Below are 19,608 nucleotides of genomic sequence, written 5' to 3' on the forward strand. Positions count from 1 at the left end.
CTGTGCCGAGCTCCGTCACTCTACGTATTTCGGCGAGTTTAGCGCATCAGGGTGCTGCGAGGGAAATGGCGAAAGGGTGGGACGCCGGGATTAAATCTTCAGCCTTCGATCAAGGGCTGTCGATCAGGGCCAGCAACGGAACCCATTCGGCGGCGTAGGCGCGGGCGCGGCGGTCGCCGGCCTCCAGCACCGACGAGCCGGCGGCGGCGGCGGCGGTGTAGATCTGGCTGTCGCGCAGGCGCGCCACCACGGGAAAACCCAGCCCGCCGAAGAAGCCGTCCAGGTGCTCGCTGGCCTTGGTCCCCGGCCGCAGGCGGTTGCCCACCACCGCCACCACCCGCTTGTTCTTGCGCACCGCCTTGACCTTGGCGAGGCGCTCGAGGAAATGGGCGGTGGCGTCCTCGTCGAAGGCGCCGGGCAGCACCGGCACCACCACCACGTCCGAGATGGCGATCAGGTCTTCGACATCCTTGTGGTGCATGGCGGCGGGGGCGTCGATCACCAGGCGGTCCAGGCCCTTGGGCGGCGAGCCGACGTCCTTGGCCCAGTCCAGGCCGGTGATGGGCGGCAGGGCGGCAGGGCGGCGGCGCAGCCAGTTGAGGCTGGAGCGCTGGCGGTCGCAGTCGCCGATGGCGGTGACCAGCCCTTGGCCGGCGAAGGCGGCGGCGATATGGGTGGCCAGCGTGGTCTTGCCGCAGCCGCCCTTGATGTTTCCCACCAGCACCGTCCGCATGATCCGCCTTTCCTCCGCCGTGCCGGGGAACGGTATCACAAAGGCAGCCGCACGCGCGCCCGCAATCCGCCCAGCGGCGAGTCCTCCAGCAGCACGTCGCCGCCATGGGTGCGCACGATGTCGCGGGCGATGGTCAGCCCCAGCCCGACGCCGCCGGTTCCGGGATTGCGCGAGACTTCCAGACGGGTGAAGGCCTTGAACACCTCTTCGCGCCGGTCGGGGGGGATGCCGGGGCCGTCGTCGTCGATCAGCACCTCGGCGGCGTTCTGGCGGCAGCCCACCCGGACCCAGACGTGGCCGGCGTAGCGGATGGCGTTGCCGATCAGGTTGCCGAGCGCGCGGGCCAGGGAATCGGGGCGCAGCGGCATGACGATCTCGCCCTCGTGGTGCAGGTCGATGACGGCGCCCTGGCGGCGGAAGCGGGCGACCACCTCGTCGACCAGGGCGGGCAGGTCGACCGCTTCGGGCTGTTCGCTGCCCTCGCCGCGGGCGAAGGCCAGATAGCCCTCGACCATGCGCTCCATCTCGGCGACATCCTCGTCCAGTTCGGCGCGCCCCTCCACGTCGCCCATGATGGCCAACTGCAGCTTCATGCGGGTCAGCGGCGTACGCAGGTCGTGGGACACGCCGGCCAGCATCTCGGTGCGCTGCTGGATCTGGCGCTGGATGCGGCTTCGCATCAGGTTGAAGGCCTGGGCGGCCTGGCGGACCTCCCGTGCTCCCTCGGGCTTGAAATCGGCCACGTCCTGGCCCTTGCCGAAGCGGTCGGCGGCCAGCGCCAGCTTGCGCACGCTGCGCACCTGGTTGCGCATGAACACGGTGGCGATGCCGAACAGCAGCATGGCGGTGCCGATCATCCACAGGATGAAGACGTAGGTGGTGGAGCTGAACAGCCGCTTCTTGGGGGCGAAGACCTCCAGCATGCCATCGGACAACTGGACGCGGATCACCACCTCGCGTTCCAGGCTTTCGGTGTCGATGCGGTAGGGGCGCTGCACCCGTTCGTCCATGGCCTCGGCCAGGGCGCGGTCCAGCAGGCCCGAGGCAGCGTCGCGCGGCTGGTTGGGCAGGATGGCCCCGGGCAGGAAGCGGGTGTCCAGTTCCATCCGGTTGGCGGCGATGGACAAGATGATGGTGCGCTCGTCCTCGCCGGGGAAGGCGCGCATGGATTCGATGATCGAGCCGATGTCGCCGGCCAGTCCCTTGGCCAGGCGCTTGGCGACGGTCTCCCAGTGGCTGCCGTAGAAGACGTAGGCCGATACCAGTTGCAGCACCACCAGCGGCATGACGATGATCAGCAGCGACCGCCCCAGCAGGCCCTGGGGGGCCAGACGTTTCAGCCAGGAGCCGATCTGGGTCATCGTTGCAGGGTCCTCACGTCCCGGACTCCCCGGTCAATCGGGACGCAGCATGTAGCCCATGCCGCGCACCGTCTGAAGATAGCGCGGCATCTTGGGGTCGTCCTCGATCTTCTTGCGCAGCCGCGTCACCTGGACGTCGACGGTGCGTGGATTGGCGGAATTGCCGGTGCGCACCGCCAGATCGTCGCGCGACACCCCCTGGCCGGCCGCCTCGGCCAGGATGGACAGCAGGTCGCGCTCGGCCTGGGTCAGGTGGGCCGGCTGGCCGTCCTGGCGCAGCTCGGCGCGGTCCATGTCCCAGACGAAGGCGCCCAGCCGCAGCTCGCGGGTCGGTTCCGGCTCATCGCGGGGGCTGCGGCGCAGGATGGAGGCCACCCGCAGCAGCAATTCGCGCGGCTCGAACGGCTTGGACAGGTAGTCGTCGGCCCCGGATTCCAGCCCCTTGATGCGGTCGTCCACCTCGCCGCGCGCCGTCAGCAGCAGGATGGGCAGGCTCTTGCCCTCGGCCCGGAGCGCGCGGGTCAGCGCCATGCCGTCCTCGCCCGGCATCATCACGTCCAGCACCATCAGATCGAAGGCCAGGCCGGCCATGCACTGGCGCGCCTCGGCGGCATCGGCGGCGGTGGCCACCAGGTAGCCGTTGTCGGAAAGATACTTGCGCAACAGTTCGCGCAGGCGCCGGTCGTCGTCCACCACCAGGATGTGGGCGTCGTCCATGGCTCAGCCCCCCCGGCGCGGCCCGGCGGCGCGGGTGGGGAAGCGGCCGCGGTCGGCCTCGTCCACCAGACCCAGCATCACCTTGCGGAAGCCTTCCACCGCCTCGGCCCCGGCCTCGCGGTAGGTACGGGCGATGCGGGCCCGCTGGCGCTCGGTCAGCAGCCGCTCGAGCTCGACGCCCTTCTCGGTCAGTTCCAGCAGGCGCTGGCGACGGTCGCGGAGTCCCGGCCGCTGGGTGATGAACTTCTCGGTCACCAACTGGCCCAGGACGCGCGACAGGCTCTGCTTGGTGATGCGCAGGATGTCCAGCAGGTCGCTGACCGTAATGCCGGGATGGCGGCCGACGAAATAGATGACGCGGTGGTGGGCGCGGCCGAAGCCGTATTCCCCCAGGATGGCGTCGGGCTCGGCCGTGAAGTCGCGATAGGCGAAGAACAGCAGCTCGATCCCCTGGCGCAGTTCCTCCTCGCGCAGGAACAGCGGGTTGATGCCGGTCTTGATGTCGCTCATGGCGTGGTTAAGTCAGTCATGTTGACATATATGGCCTATAAATGTTACGCCATGCAAGAGAGTTTGGTAATTTTCCAACGTCTCACGCCCTTGCCACCTTACTTTTGGCCCACCCCCTGATTTTGGAACGGAACGACCATGTCAGTCCTCCCCTTCGATGACCGCGACGGCTTTCTCTGGCTCGACGGCAAGCTGGTTCCCTGGCGCGACGCCAAGATTCACGTGCTGACCCACGGCCTGCATTACGGGTCCTGCGTGTTCGAGGGCGAGCGGGTGTATGGCGGCAAGGTGTTCAAGCTGCGCGAACATTCCCAGCGCCTGATAGAATCGGGCCGTATCCTGGGTTTCGAGGTGCCGTGGACCGCCGAGGAGATCGACGAGGCCACCATGGCCACCGTCAAGGCCAACAACATCGTCGACGGCTATGTCCGCCCGGTGGCGTGGCGCGGTTCCGAGATGATGGGCGTCGCCGCCCAGGCCACCACCATCCGCTTCGCGGTGGCCACCTGGACGTGGCCCAGCTACTGGAGCCCCGAGGCCCGCATGAAGGGCATCCGCCTCAACGTCTCCACCTGGAAGCGCCCCCATCCCGAGACGGCGCCGACCGCGTCCAAGGCGGCCGGCCTGTACATGATCTGCACCATGAGCAAGCACAAGGCCGAGGGTGACGGGTACGAGGATTCCCTTATGCTCGACTGGCGTGGCCAAGTCGCCGAGGCCACCGGCGCCAATATCTTCTTCGTGTTCGGCAATGAACTGCACACCCCAACGCCCGATTGCTTCCTGAACGGCATCACCCGTCAGACGGTGATCGCCCTGGCCAAGGCGCGGGGCATCACGGTGGTGGAACGGGCCATTTTCCCCGAGGACATGGTCAAGGCGTCGGAATGCTTCCTTACCGGCACCGCCGCCGAGGTGACCCCGGTGCGCGAGATCGGCACCTATACCTTCACTCCCGGCGATATTACCCGTCAACTGATCACGGATTATGACGCCCTGGTGCGGGCCTGAATAATATTCGGTCGCAACGCCCGCCATTTTCCTGGGGCCGGCCATTTTCCTGAGGAACGTCAAATCCCGGTATTTTCATTTCCGGGCTTTCGTAATACGCTCCGCTTGGGAAATCGGATGGGCGTTGCGACCGGGTCGGGCCGGCCGCGTTAGAACGGATGGGAGTCTCCGTGTCGCACGCGTGGCAGAATTTGCGGCTGTCCAGCCGTTTCATGCTGATCGTCGGGGCCGGCGTCGTGATCTTGATCGCCGGTGTCGTCCTCACCATCGCCCGGTTCGAGCGCGCCGAAATGGAGCGCCAGCTGCAGCAGCTCTCGGCCAACGAGATGACCTCGCTGCACGCCCTGATCCAGAACGTCATGGCCAAGCGGCCCGACGACGGCGACAACATCGGCATCGCCGTCTTCAACAACTGGTTCGATTCGCGCAACATCCACTATCCCGGCAAGGTGTGGAGCGCCTGGGGGCCCAAGGTGGCCGCCCACATGAAGGAGGTCGAGCCCGAAAAGCCGGCCAAGCTGCCCAAGGATGGCGTGGACCGCGAGGCTTTCGAGACCAAGGCGGCGGTCGGACGGTTCGAGGACGGCTTCTACCGCTATTCCCTGCCCATCGTGCTGGGCGTCACCGAAGGCGCCAAGGACGAGGTCTGCCACGCCTGTCACGGCGGCATGGGGATGAACGACGGCGACGTCATCGCCGTTCTGTCCTCGTCGCTGTCCACCGCCGAATCCGAGGCCCGGCTGAACCAGGTGCTGACCTGGCTGGTGGTGGGCGGCGTCATCGCCACCGTGCTGGCGGTGTTCGGCGTGCGCACCATCCTGAAGCGGATCATCGCCGATCCCATCGAGGACATGACCGTGCGCATGGACCAGTTGGCGCGAGGCGACGTCTCGGTGGACGTGCCGGCCCTCGGCCGCCGGGACGAGGTGGGCGACATCGCCCGCGCCGTCCAGGTGTTCAAGGACAACACCATCGCCAAGCAGAAGATGGAGGTGGAGGCCCAGGCCGCCGCCGCCGCGCGCGAGGAGCGCATGCACCGGCTGGAAGGCCTGATCGCCGCCTTCGACAAGGCGGTGACGGCGGTGCTGGATTCGGTGGCCGCCTCGGCGCAGCAGATGATCCAGACGGCGCGCAGCATGGTGAACTCGGCCGACCAGGCGCTGGAGAAGGCCAATACCGCCGCCCATCAGGCCAACGAGGCCAACCAGAACGTCAGCACCGTGGCCGCCGCCGCCGAGGAGCTGTCGTCGTCCATCAGCGAGATCGCCCAGCAGGTCGGCATGTCCAACCAGGTGGCGGTTTCCGCCACCAAGGAGGCCGATTCGGTCAATACCCGCGTCCAGGGTCTGGCCGGCGCCGCCGACAAGATCGGCGAGATCGTCGAGATGATCACCGGTATCGCCGAACAGACCAACCTGCTGGCGCTCAACGCCACCGTCGAGGCGGCGCGGGCCGGCGAGGCGGGCAAGGGCTTCAACGTGGTGGCCTCCGAGGTCAAGAATCTGGCCCGCCAGACGGTAGGCGCCACCGAGGATATCGCATCGCAGGTCAACACCATCCAGCAGGAAACCGACAAGACGGTGCGCGCCATCCGCGGCATCAACACCACCATCTCCTCCATGGACGGCATCACCACCGCCATCGCCTCGGCCATCGAGGAGCAGGGCGCCGCCACCCAGGAGATCGCCCGCAACATCGACCACGCCGCCTCGGGCACCCGGTTCGTCTACGACAACATCAACGCGGTGACGCAGACCATCCACGAGACCGACCAGGCGGCCAAGGACGTGCTGGGGGCGGTGGAGACCCTGCAGCGCCAGGCCATGACGCTGCGCGCCGAGGTTGACCGCTTCCTGAGCGGCATCCGCGAGGCGTGACCTGGACGCAAGGCTGGGAGGCGGTGTTTCCGCCTTCCATTCCGGGGCGTTTCCAGGTAACTCTTTGGGCGTCATCCAGGGGGTACTAATGAGCCTGCCCAAGACCGTGCTGGACTGCCCGCATTGCCAGCAGAGCAGCGACCACCGCGTCCATTCCTACGGAGACGGCACCGCCATCGTCTGGTGCGGCTCGTGCCACAATCCGCGTGAACTGCTGATGGCCCAACTGCGCCGCATGGCCCGCCGCGACGGACGGGCTTCGGTCATCGCCGCGGAATAGGCGCCGTCACAGCGGCGGCGGGGCATCCTCGTCGAGGATGCCGACCCCCTTTTCCTCCACCACTGCGATGCAGGCCCGGACCACCGCCGGGTCGTAGCGGCTGCCGGAATGGTCGCGCAATTCCTGGATGGCCACGTCGAGGCCCAGGGCCGGCCGGTAGGGGCGGTGGGAACTGATGGCCTCCAGCACGTCGGCTACCGCGATGATCCGCGATTCCAGGATGATCTCGTCACCCTTCAGCCCCAGGGGATAGCCGCTGCCGTCCAGCCGCTCGTGGTGCTGGCGGATCATGTCGGCCACCGGCCAGGGGAATTCGATGTCCTTCATGATCTCCCAGCCCATCTGGGGATGCATGCGGATTACCTTGTGCACCTCGGCCGACAGCTTGCCGGGGCGCGAGAGGAACTCGGCGGGGATGTGGATCTTGCCGATGTCGTGCAGCAGCCCGCCAGTGCGCAGCCCCTCCACCGTGGCGTCGGACAGGCCCATCTGCCGCCCGATGGCGGTGGACAATTGCGCCACCCGGCGCTGGTGGCCGGTGGTGTAGGGGTCGCGCATCTCCAGCGTCAGCGACAGCGAGCGGACGGTCTGGAGCAGCACCCGCTTCAGGCGTTCGGCGGTGGCGCGGCGCTCTTCCTCCACCGCCTTGCGCTCGATGGCGTAGAGGATGGTGCGGCGGATCAGGTTGCCGTCGCCCTGGCCCTTGACCAGATAGTCCTGGCAGCCGTGCTGCAGGGCCAGCAGGCCCATGGATTCGTCGTCCAGCCCGGTGCAGATGACGATGGGCAGGGCCGGCGCGGCGGCGCGGAACCGCTCCACCGTCTCAATGCCGTGGGCGTCGGGAAGGGAAAGGTCGAGCAGGACGGCATCGGGGGGCTCGGCCCCGGCCCCGGCGATGGCCTCGCCCAGGGTGGCGGCCCGGCGGCAGTTGAAGCCGCCGACCTCGCTCAGCAGCAATTCGATCAGGCGGGCGTCGGCGGGATTGTCCTCCACCACCAGGAGGTCCACTTCCCTCGATCGCATGTCGGTCATTTCCAGATCCCGCTTCAGATGCATCGAGGTGTCCTCCGTCCCACCGGACGCCGCCCGAGCCGAGGTCCGAAGCGCTTCCACCATTGAGACATAACGCGGCGATGATGTTAAGGGGCCTGGGAGCGTGCCAGGCTTGCCGTTTATGCGCTTCGGATGGGGCGGTATGGCGGAGTGGGGATGATTTGACAATGATCAAGGTTCTGAAAAATATAGGTATTTCCCGCATGAACCAATGATGGAATCGACGTCGTCCCGGACGAAAGTCTTTAAAAAACGATGAATCTAGGCCTAATGTAATAGCTGTGTCTTATGCGAGTGGGCCACGGCCTTTCGGATGTGTGGAGGGGGTTGTGGCGGTGAGTGACGGAGGTCTTCCATGGGTGGATTGAAACTGGGAATCGGGGCCAAGATCTGGGCGCTGGTGGCTTTGTTGGTTGTCGGCCTGGGGTTGCTGACCGCCCAGAGCCTGTCCTCGGCCCGCGACACCCTGATGGAGGACCGGCGCCAGGCTCTGCGGCAGCTGGTGGAGACCGCCGCCAGCGCGGTGGGCATGTTCCAGCAGCGGGCGGCCAAGGGCGAAATGACCGAGGAGGCGGCGAAGGCGGCCGCCCTCGACGTGCTGCGGGCCTTCCGCTACGGCAACAACGACTATTTCGTGGTGACCGACCCCAACGTCGTGACCATCATGCATCCGCTGCGGCCCGACCTGAACGGCAAGGACATGTCCCAGGTCAAGGACGCCAACGGCGTGTATTTCGCCCGGCAGCAGGTGGAGGAATCCAAGCAGTTCGGCCACTCGTACGTGGCCTATGTCTTTCCCCGCGTCAAGGACGGGCCGCCGCTGCCGAAGCTGGCCTATGCCCAGATGTTCAAGCCCTGGGGCTGGACCCTGCTCTCGGGCGTCTATATCGACGACATCGACGAGCAGTTCCGGGCCAAGGCCATCGAACTGGGGCTGAAGGCCCTGGGGCTGGGTCTGCTGGCCGGCCTGGTGGCGATCCTGATCGCCCGCTCCATCACCGGGCCGCTGGGCCGCCTGGTGACCCGCATGCGGGCCCTGGCCGACGGCGACATCACCCACGCGGTCCAGGGGACCGAGCGCCAGGACGAGATGGGCGCCCTGGCCCGCGCCATGGAGGTGTTCCGGGGCAGCGCCATCGAGAACCGCCGCCTGCTCGACGAACAGGAACAGCTGAAGCAGGCCGCCGCCCGGGAGCGCAACCGGGCGCTGCAGGACATGGCCGAGGGGCTGGAACGCCGGGTCAAGTCGGCGGTGGACGCCATCAACCAGGTGGGACAGCGCCTCAACGGCGCCTCCAGCGCCATGACCCACACGGCGGAGCAGACCTCGGAACAGACCAGCGCGGTGGTCGCCGCCACCGAGCAGACCTCGACCAACGTGCAGACCGTGGCCGCCGCCGCCGAGGAGCTGAGCGCGTCGGGCAACGAGATCAGCCGCCAGGTGGCGCTGACCGCCGACATCGCCCGGACCGCCGCCGACGAGGCGGAGCAGACCAATTCCATGGTCTCGGCCCTGGCCGCCGCCGCCGGCCGCATCGGCGAGGTGGTGCAGTTGATCGACGCCATCGCCGGTCAGACCAACCTGCTGGCCTTGAACGCCACCATCGAGGCGGCCCGCGCCGGCGAAGCGGGCAAGGGCTTCGCGGTGGTGGCCGGCGAGGTCAAGACCCTGGCCAACCAGACCGCCAAGGCCACCCAGGAGATCACCGCCCAGATCGCCGCGGTCCAGGCGGAGACCACCAAGGCGGTGGCCGCCATCCGCCATATCGGCGAGACCATCAACAAGGTGGACGAGGCGACGTCCTCCATCGCCAGCGCGGTGGAGGAGCAGAACGCCGCCATCCACGAGATCACCCGCAGCGTCCAGGAAGCGGCGCGCGGCACCCGCGAGGTGTCCGAGCATATCGGCAAGGTGGAGGAGGGCACAAACACCTCGCGCAGCGCCGCCGAGGAGGTGGCGGGCTCGGCGCGCGAGATGGTGACCCAGAACGGCTCGTTGACCCGCGAGATCGACGGCTTCCTGCGGGAAATCCGCACCCAGGCGGCCTGACCCGCGCCGACGCGAAAGAACGAAGGGGCGGTTCCTCGCGGAACCGCCCCTTTTCCATGCCCTGGTGGCTTGAGCCTATTTCAGGCTTTCGCAGAAGCGCTTGATGCGCTCGCCCGCCTTGGTCAGGGCGGCGTCCGAGGTGGCGTAGGAGATGCGGAAATAGGGCTCCAGGCCGAAGGCGGCGCCCTGGACCACCGCCACGCCCTCGGCCTCCAGCAGGGCGCCGACGAAGTCGGTGTCGCTGGCGATGACCTTGCCGTCGGGGGTCTTCTTGCCGATCAGCCCGGCGCAGGACGGATAGACGTAGAAGGCGCCCTCCGGGGTGCGGCAGGTGATGCCGGGGCAGTCGTTGAGCAGGCGGACGATCAGGTCGCGGCGGCGCTTGAACAGCTCGGCGTTCTTCGGGATGAAGTCCTGGGTGCCGTTCAGGGCCTCGACCGACGCCGCCTGGCTGATGGAGGCGGTGTGGGTCACCGACTGGGACTGGATCATGTTGATGGCCTTGATGATCGGCAGCGGGCCGGCGGCGTAGCCGACGCGCCAGCCGGTCATGGCATAGGCCTTGGACACGCCGTTCATGGTCAGCGTGCGCTCGTAGAGCCTGGGCTCGACCTGGGCCGGGGTGCAGAACTTGAAATCGTCATAGATCAGGTGCTCGTACATGTCGTCGGACATGATCCACACATGCGGGTGCTTCAGCAGCACGTCGGTCAGCGCCTTCATCTCGTCCCAGGAATAGGCGGCGCCGGTCGGGTTGGACGGCGAGTTCAGCACCAGCCACTTGGTCTTCGGCGTGATGGCGGCGTCCAGGTCGGCGGCCTGCAGCTTGAAGCCCTTGTCCTCGGGGCAGCGCACGAACACCGGCTGGCCGCCGAACATCAGGGCGATGTCGGGATAGCTCACCCAATAGGGGGCGGGGACGATCACCTCGTCGCCGGGATTGATGGTGGCCATGAAGGCGTTGAAGATCACGCCCTTGCCGCCGACCCCGACGGTGACCTGGTCCGGGGTGTAGTCCAGGCCGTTCTCGCGCTTGAGCTTGGCGGCGATGGCCTGGCGCAGTTCCAGGGTGCCGGCCGGGGCCACGTACTTGGTCTGGCCCCGGTCGATGGCGGCCTTGGCGGCGGCCTTGATGTTGTCCGGGGTGTCGAAATCGGGCTCGCCCGCGCCCAGGCCGATGACGTCGCGGCCGGCGGCCTTCAGTTCGGCGGCCTTCTGGGTCACCGCGATGGTCGGGGACGGCTTGATGGCGGAAAGCCTGTCGGCGATGAACGGCATGGGTCGGGTCCTCGGAAAGAGAGTGAGAATTCGCGGGGGGCGAAGGTACGCGCGCGGGCGCACGAGTGCAAGGATCATCCTGATTTCGTGCTAGAATGCCTGATCGGAGCGGGGCGTAAGGATCAGGGCCGAAGCTCCGATTGCCATCCCGCTCGGGAAGTGGAATCATGCCCGCCCATCTTTCAGCCTGTGGAAAGTGCCGTTTCATGAGGATCGCCGCTGCCGTCGCCGCGTTGCTCGCCCTCTCCCTGCCTCTGGCCGGGGGCGGCCATGCCGCCGCCAGGAAGGCGGCCAAGCCGGCCGCCGCCGCCGAGTCGCGCCATGCCGCCCTGGCGGCGGCCGCCGCCACTGGCGACATGGAAGCCCAGTACCAGATGGGCCTAGCCTATCGCGGCGGCGGCCACGGGCTCAAGGCCGATGCCGCGGTGGCGCTGGTGTGGTTCACCCTGGCCGGGGCCGAGGGACATGCCGCCGCCGCCGTCGAGGCGGCCAAGGCGTTCGAGGCCGGGCGGGGCGTCAAGCGCGACCTCAATGCCGCCGGCAACTGGTGGTACAAGGCCGGGACCCTGGGCGACGCCCAGGCGCGGGCCCGCTGGGTCGACCTGTTCATCGAGGGCGAGGTTCACGCCATCGGCGGCCGCGACGGCATCGCCTGGCTGGCCGAAGCCGCCCAGGCCGGCGATTTGCGCGCCATGATGGGGCTGGCCGACGTGCTGGAGCGCGGCCACGGCGTGCCGCCCGACATCGCCCAGGCCGAGGGCCTGTACCGGCAGGCCGCCCTGCTGCATGGCGACGTGGAAGCCCGCTTCCGGCTGGGCCGCCTGCTGCTCGAGCGTCCGGCCATGTGGCGCAAACCCGCCGAGGAGGAGTGGAACGCCAAGGAGGCCGAGCGCAAGAGCCATCCGTTCGGCGCGGTGTGGTATTCCACCAAGCCGCTCAACGCCGACGAGGCCCGGGCGGTGCAATTGCGTCCCGGCATCAACGAGGGGGAGCGCTGGCTGCGCTCCGCCGCCCGGCGTGGCCACGCCGAGGCGCAGTACCTGCTGGGCGCCGCCAAGGTGGCGGGCATGGAGCTTCCCCTGGACATGGTCGAGGGTGTGGCGTGGCTGGAAGCCGCCGCCGTCCAGGGGCATGCCGAGGCCCTGCTGGCCCTGGGCGACCTGGCCGCCAAGGGCCAGGGGTTCCACGCCAAGGACCCGGTGCGGGCCTATGTCATGTACGAACTGGCCATCGCCCAGGGCGAAGCCGGGGCCAAGGCGGCCCGCGACGCCATCGCCAAGGGCATGAACCAGAAGCAGACCGCGCGGGCCCGCCAACTGGTGCAGGAACTGCGCGACCTCGCCGGGCTCTGATCAGGCTTCCTCGAGCAGGGCGCGGCCCGTCTCGCCGCCGTCGCCGTCCAGGCGCTGGGCGATGACCTGCATCATGCCCTCCGCCAGCCGGGCCATGCGGGCCAGTCCCCCGGGGTCCGGCGCCGGCTCGGTCTCGATCAGCCGGCACAACCGGTTGCCCAACTCGCTGACCAGGGGATAGCCGAAGGTGGCGGCTTGGCCCTTCATGTCGTGGCTGATGGTGAACAGGCGGGGCAGCAGCAGGGCGAGGTCGGCCCCCGGGGTCAGGATCTCGTCCAGGCAGGCGCGCAGCCGCGCGGCATCGGCCCCGGCCCATTCCAGATAGCGGCCGGAGAGCCCGGCCAGGGCCGCCTCGGCCCGGGCCAGGATTTCGGGGGAAAGTTCGGGAAGCTCGCCGTCTCCGGCCATGGGGGGCTATTCCGCGGCTTGTTCCGCCGATTCCGTGCGCCGGCGATCCAGTTCGATCAGGTCGGTGGCGCGCGCGATGATTTCAACCGCCGAGATGGGCTTGGCGATGATTTCGTCGATGCCGCTCTCCCCCGCCGATTCCAGCACGGCGTGGTGCAGGGTGGGGCTGATGGCCAGGATCGGCACGTCGGCGCGGCCGATCTCGCCCCGGCGCAGACGGTGGACGAACAGCACGCCTTCGGTGGGGTCGTCGGACCAGTCCATGATCACCAGATGAGGCGCCCGCTCCGCCACCAGCGCCGCCGCCTGCTGCGGCGTGCGGGCCTCGATCACCTCGTGGGCGGGCACGGCCCCCATCAGGATGCCGATCAGGCGCCGCATATGGGCGTTCGGCTCGATGATCAAGACGCAGACGCGCCGCCCCATACCCGTTCCCCCGAGACATGGCGGGCCGGACCCCGTGGGGTCGCATGCCGCGCATTCGCCTTCCCTGATCCGGCTCGTTGACCGGATTATGGATGCCTTCACAGCTTATCCGGTGAATACCTTAACACCGATGAAGTGTCGGGGAAAATCGAGTCTCTAGTATTAGGTAGATTCCGGTTCGGCGGCGAAAAGTTGGGGCGCGGGGCTTGCCTAACGACCCGTCCGGAGTGACGATGGAAGGCATGATGAAAAAGCTCCTCTCGCTGGGCGCTGCCGCCCTTGCCGCCCTGCTGGGCGGATGCGGCGACGGCCCCTCCACGGTGCCGGGCGGCTATCGCAGCCCCGCCACCTGGAGCACCTTCTTCTCCGCCACCTCGTCCGGGCCGCTGCTGCTGGAAGTGCATGGCGACCCGTTCGGCGGTTCCGCCGCCGACCTGCGGGCCGGAGTGGCCAGGGCCATGTCCGCCGCCCTTCCCGGCCGTCCCTTCACCATGACCACCGACCCCCAGGCGGCGCCCAGCCCCAAGATCCGGGTGGTGGTCGCCTTCGGGGCTCCGCCCTCCCTGGACGCTGCCGAACTGTGCGCCGGCCGGGTGGTGACCGCCGCCGCCCGGGGCGAGGGCGGGCGCGTGGAATTGCTGGCCGCTTTCTGCAGCAGCGGCGGGACGCTGTCGTGGGTGCGCGGCTGGGTGGCCAGGGTCGAGGGGCCGGATGATGCCCGCTTCACCCGCCTGCTGGGGCAGGTCATGCGGGAACTGGCGGGGGAACCGCAATGAGCGTCGGCAGCCGCCTCGACGGCCTGGAAACCGCCCTGGCCCATGCCGAGATGGCCATCCAGGACCTGTCCGACGTGACCGCCGCCCAGGCCCGCGACCTCGAGGCCCTGCGGCGCGAGAACCGGAACCTCGCCCGCCGCCTGGAGCGGCTGGAGGCGGCGCAGGCCGGGGACGGGTCGGGCGAGGATTTCATCCTGTAGAATCCGGCCCGTGGAATCCGGCCCGTGGAATCCGGCCCGTGGAATCCGGAACGTGACATTTCCTGAAGAATACGTTAACGTGAGCCTCTAAACGTTCAGCCAGAAAGGCAGGACCATGGACGCATCATCCGTCGGCGCCGGGAATTCGGCGCTCTATCTTCAGCGGGCTCAGGCCGGATTGCAGGCGCCGCTGACGGCCGTCAAACAGCAAGAGAATGCCGCCTTGGCCATCGCCCAGGTGCTGACCCAGGGTGGGCAGACGGCACAGCAAGCCGTTGCCACCGCCGATGCCGCCGTCAAGAGCGGTGCCGTGGGGCAGGTTCTGGACATCTCGGTCTAGACTGCGGCTATCCCGTCCTGGCATGGCTGGCCGCGCCGTCGATGGCGTGGGCCAGATCGATGTCTTTTTGCGTCACTCCGCCCGCGTCATGGGTGGACAAGGTGACGTCGACCCGATTCCACACATTGAACCACTCGGGATGATGATTCATCCGTTCGGCGACCAGGGCCACCCTGGTCATGAAGCCGAAGGCTTCGGTGAAATCGCCGAAGCGCAACGAGCGGCGGATAGCGTCGCGTCCTTCCACGTCCGTCCAGCCGTCCAGTTCCGCCAGGGCGGCGGCCCGTTGCTCGTTGCTCAGCTTGGCGTTCATCCCGGTCTCTCCTCGACGGTGCTTCCGAGAGAGTGGGGACCCCTGGTGCCGGGCGCAAGGACAGGGTAGATTCTCTTTCCATGAGCAGAGTGATGCCCCACCATAGCACGCCCCCCGGCCTGGCCGACCTGGAGACCATCGCCCAGGCCGCCTTCGCCGACATTCCCGAGGAGTTGCGGCGTTATGCCGCCGACGTGGTGATCCGCGTCGAGGATTTCCCCGACGAGGAGGTGGAGCGCGAGATGGATTTGGAGACCCCGTTCGACCTGCTGGGGCTCTATCACGGTTCGGCCATGGACATCCACGCCTTCGGCGGGGCGCCCGGCGACGTGGACATGATCTTCCTCTACCGCCGCCCCATCCTGGATTACTGGTGCGAGACCGGCGAGGATCTGTCCACCCTGATCCGGCATGTGCTGATCCACGAGATCGGCCACCATTTCGGCCTGTCGGACGACGACATGCAGCGTATCGAGGATGAAGAGTGAGCAAACGGCGCAAGGCGGAAAAAGGGCCGGCGCCGCTGCCGCCTTCCGCGCTCTACCGGGTGTGTGATTCGGCCCGGTTCGATTTCGCCACCACCGCCGACCTGCCCGGCGATTTCGACGGCCCCGCTCCGGCCCTGGGCCAGGAGCGGGCGGTGGAGGCCATCCGCTTCGCCATCGGCATGCGCCACCGCGGTTTCAACCTGTTCGCCCTGGGGGCCGAGGGCACCGGGCGGCGCAGCCTGATCCTCGACCATCTGCGCGAGGCAGCTGCCGCCCGTCCGCCCGCCGACGATTGGGTCTATGTGGAGAATTTTGCGGCAACGGCCCGCCCCCGGGCGCTGCGCCTTCCCGCCGGGCGGGGGCGGGCGCTGGAGCGCGACATGGCCCATCTGGTGGAGGAACTGGGCCACGCCCTGCCCGCCGCCTTCGAGGCCGAGGATTACCGCGCCCGCCGCCAGATGGTGGAGAGCGAGGCCAAGCAGCAGCGCGAAGCGGCCTTTTCCGCCATCCAGGAGGACGCCGAGGCGCACGGCATCGCCCTGGTCCGCACCCCGGGGGGGCTGGGCCTGGCGCCGTCCAAGGGCGACGAGGTGCTGCCCCCCGACGAGTTCAAGCAGCTGCCCGACGAGGTCCAGGCCCGGCTGCGGGCCGAGATGGAACGGCTGCAGGAACGGTTGGAGGCCACCATCAAGCAGGTGCCGCGCTGGGACCGCGACGCGCGCGCGCGCCTGCGCGAACTGGAGCGCGAGGCGGTAGGCCGCGCCATCGTCCATCTGATGGACGATCTCAGGCGCGCCTGGGTCGACCTGCCGGAGGTGGGGGCCTATCTCGACGACGTGGCCCGCGACGTGGCGCTCAACGCCCAGGACTTCCTGCCCGAGTCCGAGGAGGGCGAGCACCGGGGCGAGGGGCGGCCGCGCGGCCCCGACGGGCGCTTCCGCCGCTACCGGGTCAACGTGCTGGTCTGCCGCGAGGGCGAGACCGGCGCCCCGGTGGTGATGGAGACCTATCCCACCCAGCCCAATCTCATCGGCCGGGTCGAGCATATCGCCCAGTACGGCACCCTGATCACCGATTTCAACCTGATCAAGGCGGGCAGCCTGCACCGGGCCAATGGCGGCTATCTGGTGATGGACGCCCTGAAGCTGCTGATGCACCCCTTCGCCTGGGAGGATCTGAAGCGGGCGCTGCGCGACCACGAGATCCGCATCGAATCCCCCGGCCAGGCCATGGGACTGATCAGTACCCTGTCGCTGGAACCCCAGCCCATTCCGCTCGACCTCAAGGTGGTGCTGGTCGGCGATCCCATGCTCTATTACCTGCTCAGCCACAACGACCCGGAATTCGGCGAGCTGTTCAAGGTCTCGGCCGATTTCGACTGGCACATGGAGCGCAGCGAGACCAACACCGCCCTGCTGGCCCGTTCGGTGGCCGCCCTGGCGCGCAAGGAGGGGCTGAGGCCGCTGGACCGGGGTGCCGTGGCCCGCATCGTCGAGCAGGCCTCGCGCGAGGTGGCCGATTCCACCCGGCTGTCCACCCACATGGCCAGCCTGGCCGACCTGGTGCGCGAGGCCGATTACTGGGCCGGCGACGCAGGCGCGCAAACCGTGGCCGCGTCCCATGTGGAGCGGGCGGTGGCCGCCTCCATCCGCCGTCTCGACCGGGTGCGCGACAACGTCCAGGACGAGATGCTGAGCGGCACCGTCCACATCGCCACCGACGGCGAGGCGGTGGGCCAGATCAACGGGCTGGCGGTGCTGGAACTGGGCCGCTTCTCGTTCGGCCGCCCGACCCGGGTGACGGCGCGGGTGCGCTTCGGCAAGGGCGACGTGGTGGATATCGAGCGCGAGGTCCTGCTGGGCGGTCCCATCCACGGCAAGGGGGTGATGATCCTGTCGTCCTTCCTGGCGTCGCGCTATGCCACCGAGTTGCCCCTGGCCCTGTCGGCCACCCTGGTGTTCGAGCAGTCCTATGGCGGCATCGAAGGGGATTCCGCCTCGTCCACCGAACTCTACGCCCTGCTCTCCGCCCTGGCCGATCTGCCCATCCGCCAGGGTCTGGCGGTGACCGGTTCCATCGACCAGTTCGGCCGCGTCCAGGCCATCGGCGGGGTCAACGAAAAGATCGAGGGCTTCTTCGACCTGTGCCGGGCCCGGGGGCTGGACGGCAGCCACGGCGTGCTGATCCCCGCCGCCAACGTGCCGCACCTGATGCTGCGCAAGGACGTGGTCGAGGCGGCCGAAGCCGGGCTGTTCGCCGTCTATCCGGTGGAGAGCGTCGATCAGGGTATGGCGCTGCTGACCGGATACCCGGCCGGCGAGCGCGATGCCGAGGGGAAGTTCCCCTCGGGTTCCATCAACCGGCGGGTGGCGGCGCGTCTCGGCGCCTTCATGCGCCGGGCCGAGGATCTGGCCATGCCCCGGCTGTCCGGCGGCTTGGGCCGCAACGGCGGCGGCGGGTGATGCTGCGCCGGCTGCTCCTGCTCGCCGTCCTGCTGCTGGCCTCCGCCGGCGTGGCGGCCAGCGAGCTCCGGGTGTTGACCCGCTCCTCCTACCTGTCGCCGGAATTGCTGCGCAAGTTCGAGCGCGAGACCGGAATCACCGTCAATCTGACGGTGGCGGCCGATCGCGATCAGGTGGTTGCCCGTCTGGCCGGGGCCAGGTCGGGCTTCGACATCGCCTTTTCCCCCGACTACCACGTGGGCGGCCTGATCCGCGGCGGCCTGATCGAACGGGTGCTGGCCGATCGCCTCAACGGTTTCTGGAACGTCGAGGACCCCTGGCGGTCGCGTTCGTTCGATCCGCGCAACGAGTACACCATTCCCCATCAGTGGGGGACCACCGCCTTCGCCGTCGACACCTCGGTCCATCGCGGCGACATCGATTCGCTGCGCCTGCTGTTCGAGCCGCCGCCGGAGGTGGACGGGCGCATCGGCCTGCTGGACGAAGGCGACATGGTCCAACTGGCCCTGGTCTATCTGGGCGAGGCGCGCTGCACCACCGACCCGGGCAAGCTGGAAAAGGCCGCCCGCCTGCTGGAGCCGCTGCTGGTCCGCAACCGGCTGGTGGCCGCCGAGCGGGTGATGGCCGCCCTGGCCGATCCCGCCATCGTCCTGGCGGTCACCTGGAACGGCGATGCCATGCGGGCCAGGGAGAAGCGTCCCAGCCTGGCCTACGCCTATCCGCGCGAGGGCAATCTGGTGTGGACCGATGTGGTGGTGGTGCCGCGCCATCCGCCCAACCGGGCCAACGCCATGAAGTTCCTGACCTTCATGCTGAAGCCGGAGAATGCGGCGCTGGATTCCAACTTCAACGGCTACGCCAACATGATCCGCGGCAGCGAGGGCTTTCTGGCCGCCACCGTGCTGGCCGCGCCGGAAATGGTGGCGCCGTGGCCGGCCAAGGTCGGCTTCCTGCCGTCCTGCGGCGACATTGCCCAGCACCGCCACGAAGCGGTGTGGGCGGAGGTCAAGACGCGGGCCAAGCGGCCTTCCGCCGGTGAGTGAATCGGAATACCGGCGGCTCACTGAATTGAGCCGCCGTAAAGTCCTCAATCGCCGGGCACTTCGTTTGGCTCCCCCGCCATAAGGTGCGCGGCCGCGCTTGCGGCCGTCCAGCGGCGGAAAGTTTCGATTGTTGGTCTCACTTCACCGTCAGCGGACGCGACAGGGTGTAGCGGCTGCCGTCGTCGTCCTCCCAGGTGAAGTCCAGGGGGCCGCTCTCGCTGGCGGTGATGTAGAAGGTCAGACCCGGATTGGCTGAAATCCCCGGATGAAGCTCCGCCGTGAACACCACCTTGCCGTTCAGCGCGCAGGTGAAGCGGTTGATGATCCGGCGCGGCAGCAGGACGCCGTTCATGTCCTTGCGCTGGCCGGATTCCATGTCGTGGTCGATCAGGGTCTTGATCTCGATGATCTCGCCCCTGGCGGCGGTCTCGGGGAATTTCACCTTGGGAGTGGGCATGTCCGTCAGCCTCCGCAACCGCCGACCGTGACCTTAACCTCGCGCCGGGTCTCCCAGGCACTGCCGTCGGACAGCAGGGCGACGGCGCGCACCTCCTGGCTGCGGGCCAGGCGCAGGCGGCCCGACACCTCGGCCTTGCCTGTGGGGGTGAAGTGGAAGCTGGCCACCTGGGGGGCGGGATTGTCGTGGGCCAGGACGTGGATGGCCTTGACGTAATTGTCCGGCGCCATGGGATGGTCCACCGAGACGGTGAACGGCACGGTGGCGCCGCTGTCGGCGATCTCGGGCAGCTTCAGGCGGACCTTGCCGTCCTTGGGCCTGGCGCCGCCGGTCAGACGCAGCGCCGCCTCGTCGGCCTCGGCCCGGCTGGCCAGGGCGGCGCCGGGCGCCAGGGCGAGGGCGCAACCGGCGGCCGGCAGGGCCAGGATCAGGGCGCGGCGTCGGGGAGACTGGGGGGAGGGCATGGCGGGGCC

At 68.5% G+C, this 19,608-nt stretch carries 22 protein-coding genes; 11 read left to right on the forward strand and 11 right to left on the reverse strand.

The genetic code is table 11. From position 1 onward, the window contains the following. Positions 1 to 109: 109 nt before the first annotated feature. From H261_RS07400 to H261_RS07415, 4 genes are read right to left on the reverse strand one after another with little or no spacing between them, the layout of a single operon-like run. Positions 110 to 733 carry a ParA family protein gene (locus H261_RS07400; RefSeq protein WP_008615963.1) on the reverse strand — a complete coding sequence of 208 codons (624 nt, stop codon included), beginning with the start codon at positions 731 to 733 and terminating at the stop codon, positions 110 to 112. A gap of 35 nt (positions 734 to 768) precedes the next feature. Further along, positions 769 to 2,094 carry an ATP-binding protein gene (locus H261_RS07405; RefSeq protein ID WP_008615964.1) on the reverse strand — a complete coding sequence of 442 codons (1,326 nt, stop codon included), beginning with the start codon at positions 2,092 to 2,094 and terminating at the stop codon, positions 769 to 771. A 33-nt stretch (positions 2,095 to 2,127) separates the two neighbouring features. Continuing rightward, positions 2,128 to 2,811, reverse strand: a complete 684-nt coding sequence (locus H261_RS07410) for a response regulator (RefSeq protein WP_008615967.1) — start codon at positions 2,809 to 2,811, stop codon at positions 2,128 to 2,130. A gap of 3 nt (positions 2,812 to 2,814) precedes the next feature. Continuing rightward, positions 2,815 to 3,321, reverse strand: a complete 507-nt coding sequence (locus H261_RS07415; RefSeq protein WP_008615969.1) for a MarR family winged helix-turn-helix transcriptional regulator — start codon at positions 3,319 to 3,321, stop codon at positions 2,815 to 2,817. A 138-nt stretch (positions 3,322 to 3,459) separates the two neighbouring features. Here H261_RS07415 and H261_RS07420 point away from each other — a divergent pair, with 138 nt between their 5' ends. From H261_RS07420 to H261_RS07430, 3 genes are all read left to right on the forward strand, one after another. After that, positions 3,460 to 4,332, forward strand: a complete 873-nt coding sequence (locus H261_RS07420) for a branched-chain amino acid aminotransferase (RefSeq protein ID WP_008615971.1) — start codon at positions 3,460 to 3,462, stop codon at positions 4,330 to 4,332. Between the two features lie 170 nt (positions 4,333 to 4,502). Beyond that, on the forward strand, positions 4,503 to 6,209 hold the full coding sequence (locus tag H261_RS07425; protein WP_235062891.1) for a methyl-accepting chemotaxis protein: 1,707 nt from the start codon (positions 4,503 to 4,505) through the stop codon (positions 6,207 to 6,209). Positions 6,210 to 6,297: 88 nt separating this feature from the next. Then, positions 6,298 to 6,489, forward strand: coding sequence for a hypothetical protein (locus tag H261_RS07430; RefSeq protein WP_008615982.1), 192 nt, complete (start codon positions 6,298 to 6,300; stop codon positions 6,487 to 6,489). A 6-nt stretch (positions 6,490 to 6,495) separates the two neighbouring features. Here the strand turns inward: H261_RS07430 and H261_RS07435 are convergent, their stop codons facing one another. Continuing rightward, complete coding sequence (locus H261_RS07435; RefSeq protein WP_008615984.1) at positions 6,496 to 7,545, reverse strand: HD domain-containing phosphohydrolase; 1,050 nt, start codon at positions 7,543 to 7,545, stop codon at positions 6,496 to 6,498. Between the two features lie 352 nt (positions 7,546 to 7,897). Between H261_RS07435 and H261_RS07440 the strand changes: the two genes are divergently transcribed. Continuing rightward, complete coding sequence (locus H261_RS07440; RefSeq protein ID WP_081608872.1) at positions 7,898 to 9,592, forward strand: methyl-accepting chemotaxis protein; 1,695 nt, start codon at positions 7,898 to 7,900, stop codon at positions 9,590 to 9,592. 75 nt (positions 9,593 to 9,667) lie between these two features. On the opposite strand, the gene H261_RS07445 is transcribed toward H261_RS07440, so the two are convergent. Beyond that, positions 9,668 to 10,870 carry a pyridoxal phosphate-dependent aminotransferase gene (locus H261_RS07445; RefSeq protein WP_008616010.1) on the reverse strand — a complete coding sequence of 401 codons (1,203 nt, stop codon included), beginning with the start codon at positions 10,868 to 10,870 and terminating at the stop codon, positions 9,668 to 9,670. A gap of 206 nt (positions 10,871 to 11,076) precedes the next feature. On the opposite strand from H261_RS07445, the gene H261_RS07450 reads away from it, so the two are divergent. Beyond that, positions 11,077 to 12,222 carry a tetratricopeptide repeat protein gene (locus H261_RS07450; RefSeq protein ID WP_008616011.1) on the forward strand — a complete coding sequence of 382 codons (1,146 nt, stop codon included), beginning with the start codon at positions 11,077 to 11,079 and terminating at the stop codon, positions 12,220 to 12,222. Here H261_RS07450 and H261_RS07455 read toward each other — a convergent pair whose 3' ends face one another. Further along, positions 12,223 to 12,630: a hypothetical protein gene (locus H261_RS07455; protein ID WP_008616012.1), complete on the reverse strand. Its 408-nt coding sequence runs from the start codon at positions 12,628 to 12,630 to the stop codon at positions 12,223 to 12,225. It abuts the gene before it with no gap. Between the two features lie 6 nt (positions 12,631 to 12,636). After that, a complete protein-coding gene (locus H261_RS07460; RefSeq protein ID WP_008616013.1) occupies positions 12,637 to 13,056 on the reverse strand; it encodes a response regulator in 420 nt (139 codons plus the stop codon). A 242-nt stretch (positions 13,057 to 13,298) separates the two neighbouring features. On the opposite strand from H261_RS07460, the gene H261_RS07465 reads away from it, so the two are divergent. The 3 genes from H261_RS07465 to H261_RS07475 all read left to right on the forward strand — a co-directional run bounded on the left by H261_RS07465 (position 13,299) and on the right by H261_RS07475 (position 14,372). Continuing rightward, a complete protein-coding gene (locus H261_RS07465) occupies positions 13,299 to 13,832 on the forward strand; it encodes a hypothetical protein (RefSeq protein WP_008616014.1) in 534 nt (177 codons plus the stop codon). Continuing rightward, positions 13,829 to 14,032, forward strand: a complete 204-nt coding sequence (locus H261_RS07470; RefSeq protein ID WP_008616015.1) for a SlyX family protein — start codon at positions 13,829 to 13,831, stop codon at positions 14,030 to 14,032. Before H261_RS07465 ends, H261_RS07470 begins: the two co-directional genes overlap by 4 nt. Before the next feature lie 115 nt (positions 14,033 to 14,147). After that, positions 14,148 to 14,372: a hypothetical protein gene (locus H261_RS07475; RefSeq protein ID WP_008616016.1), complete on the forward strand. Its 225-nt coding sequence runs from the start codon at positions 14,148 to 14,150 to the stop codon at positions 14,370 to 14,372. A gap of 7 nt (positions 14,373 to 14,379) precedes the next feature. Here the strand turns inward: H261_RS07475 and H261_RS07480 are convergent, their stop codons facing one another. Further along, positions 14,380 to 14,685, reverse strand: a complete 306-nt coding sequence (locus H261_RS07480) for a 4a-hydroxytetrahydrobiopterin dehydratase (protein WP_008616017.1) — start codon at positions 14,683 to 14,685, stop codon at positions 14,380 to 14,382. 92 nt (positions 14,686 to 14,777) lie between these two features. On the opposite strand from H261_RS07480, the gene H261_RS07485 reads away from it, so the two are divergent. From H261_RS07485 to H261_RS07495, 3 genes are read left to right on the forward strand one after another with little or no spacing between them, the layout of a single operon-like run. Further along, the gene (locus H261_RS07485) at positions 14,778 to 15,173 is read left to right on the forward strand and encodes a metallopeptidase family protein (RefSeq protein WP_008616028.1); all 396 of its coding nucleotides are present in this window, start codon (positions 14,778 to 14,780) and stop codon (positions 15,171 to 15,173) included. Further along, positions 15,170 to 17,635 carry a Lon protease family protein gene (locus H261_RS07490; RefSeq protein ID WP_008616030.1) on the forward strand — a complete coding sequence of 822 codons (2,466 nt, stop codon included), beginning with the start codon at positions 15,170 to 15,172 and terminating at the stop codon, positions 17,633 to 17,635. Before H261_RS07485 ends, H261_RS07490 begins: the two co-directional genes overlap by 4 nt. Next, positions 17,635 to 18,678 (forward strand): extracellular solute-binding protein, encoded by a 1,044-nt coding sequence (locus tag H261_RS07495; RefSeq protein WP_008616032.1) that lies wholly within the window; start codon positions 17,635 to 17,637, stop codon positions 18,676 to 18,678. Before H261_RS07490 ends, H261_RS07495 begins: the two co-directional genes overlap by 1 nt. Before the next feature lie 136 nt (positions 18,679 to 18,814). Here the strand turns inward: H261_RS07495 and soxZ are convergent, their stop codons facing one another. Next, positions 18,815 to 19,135 carry a thiosulfate oxidation carrier complex protein SoxZ gene (gene soxZ / locus H261_RS07500; protein WP_008616033.1) on the reverse strand — a complete coding sequence of 107 codons (321 nt, stop codon included), beginning with the start codon at positions 19,133 to 19,135 and terminating at the stop codon, positions 18,815 to 18,817. A gap of 5 nt (positions 19,136 to 19,140) precedes the next feature. Next, positions 19,141 to 19,599: a thiosulfate oxidation carrier protein SoxY gene (gene soxY, locus H261_RS07505; protein WP_008616042.1), complete on the reverse strand. Its 459-nt coding sequence runs from the start codon at positions 19,597 to 19,599 to the stop codon at positions 19,141 to 19,143. Between the last annotated feature and the right edge of the window lie 9 nt (positions 19,600 to 19,608).

The organism is Paramagnetospirillum caucaseum, assembly GCF_000342045.1.
Taxonomy (GTDB): Bacteria; Pseudomonadota; Alphaproteobacteria; order Rhodospirillales; family Magnetospirillaceae; genus Phaeospirillum; species Phaeospirillum caucaseum.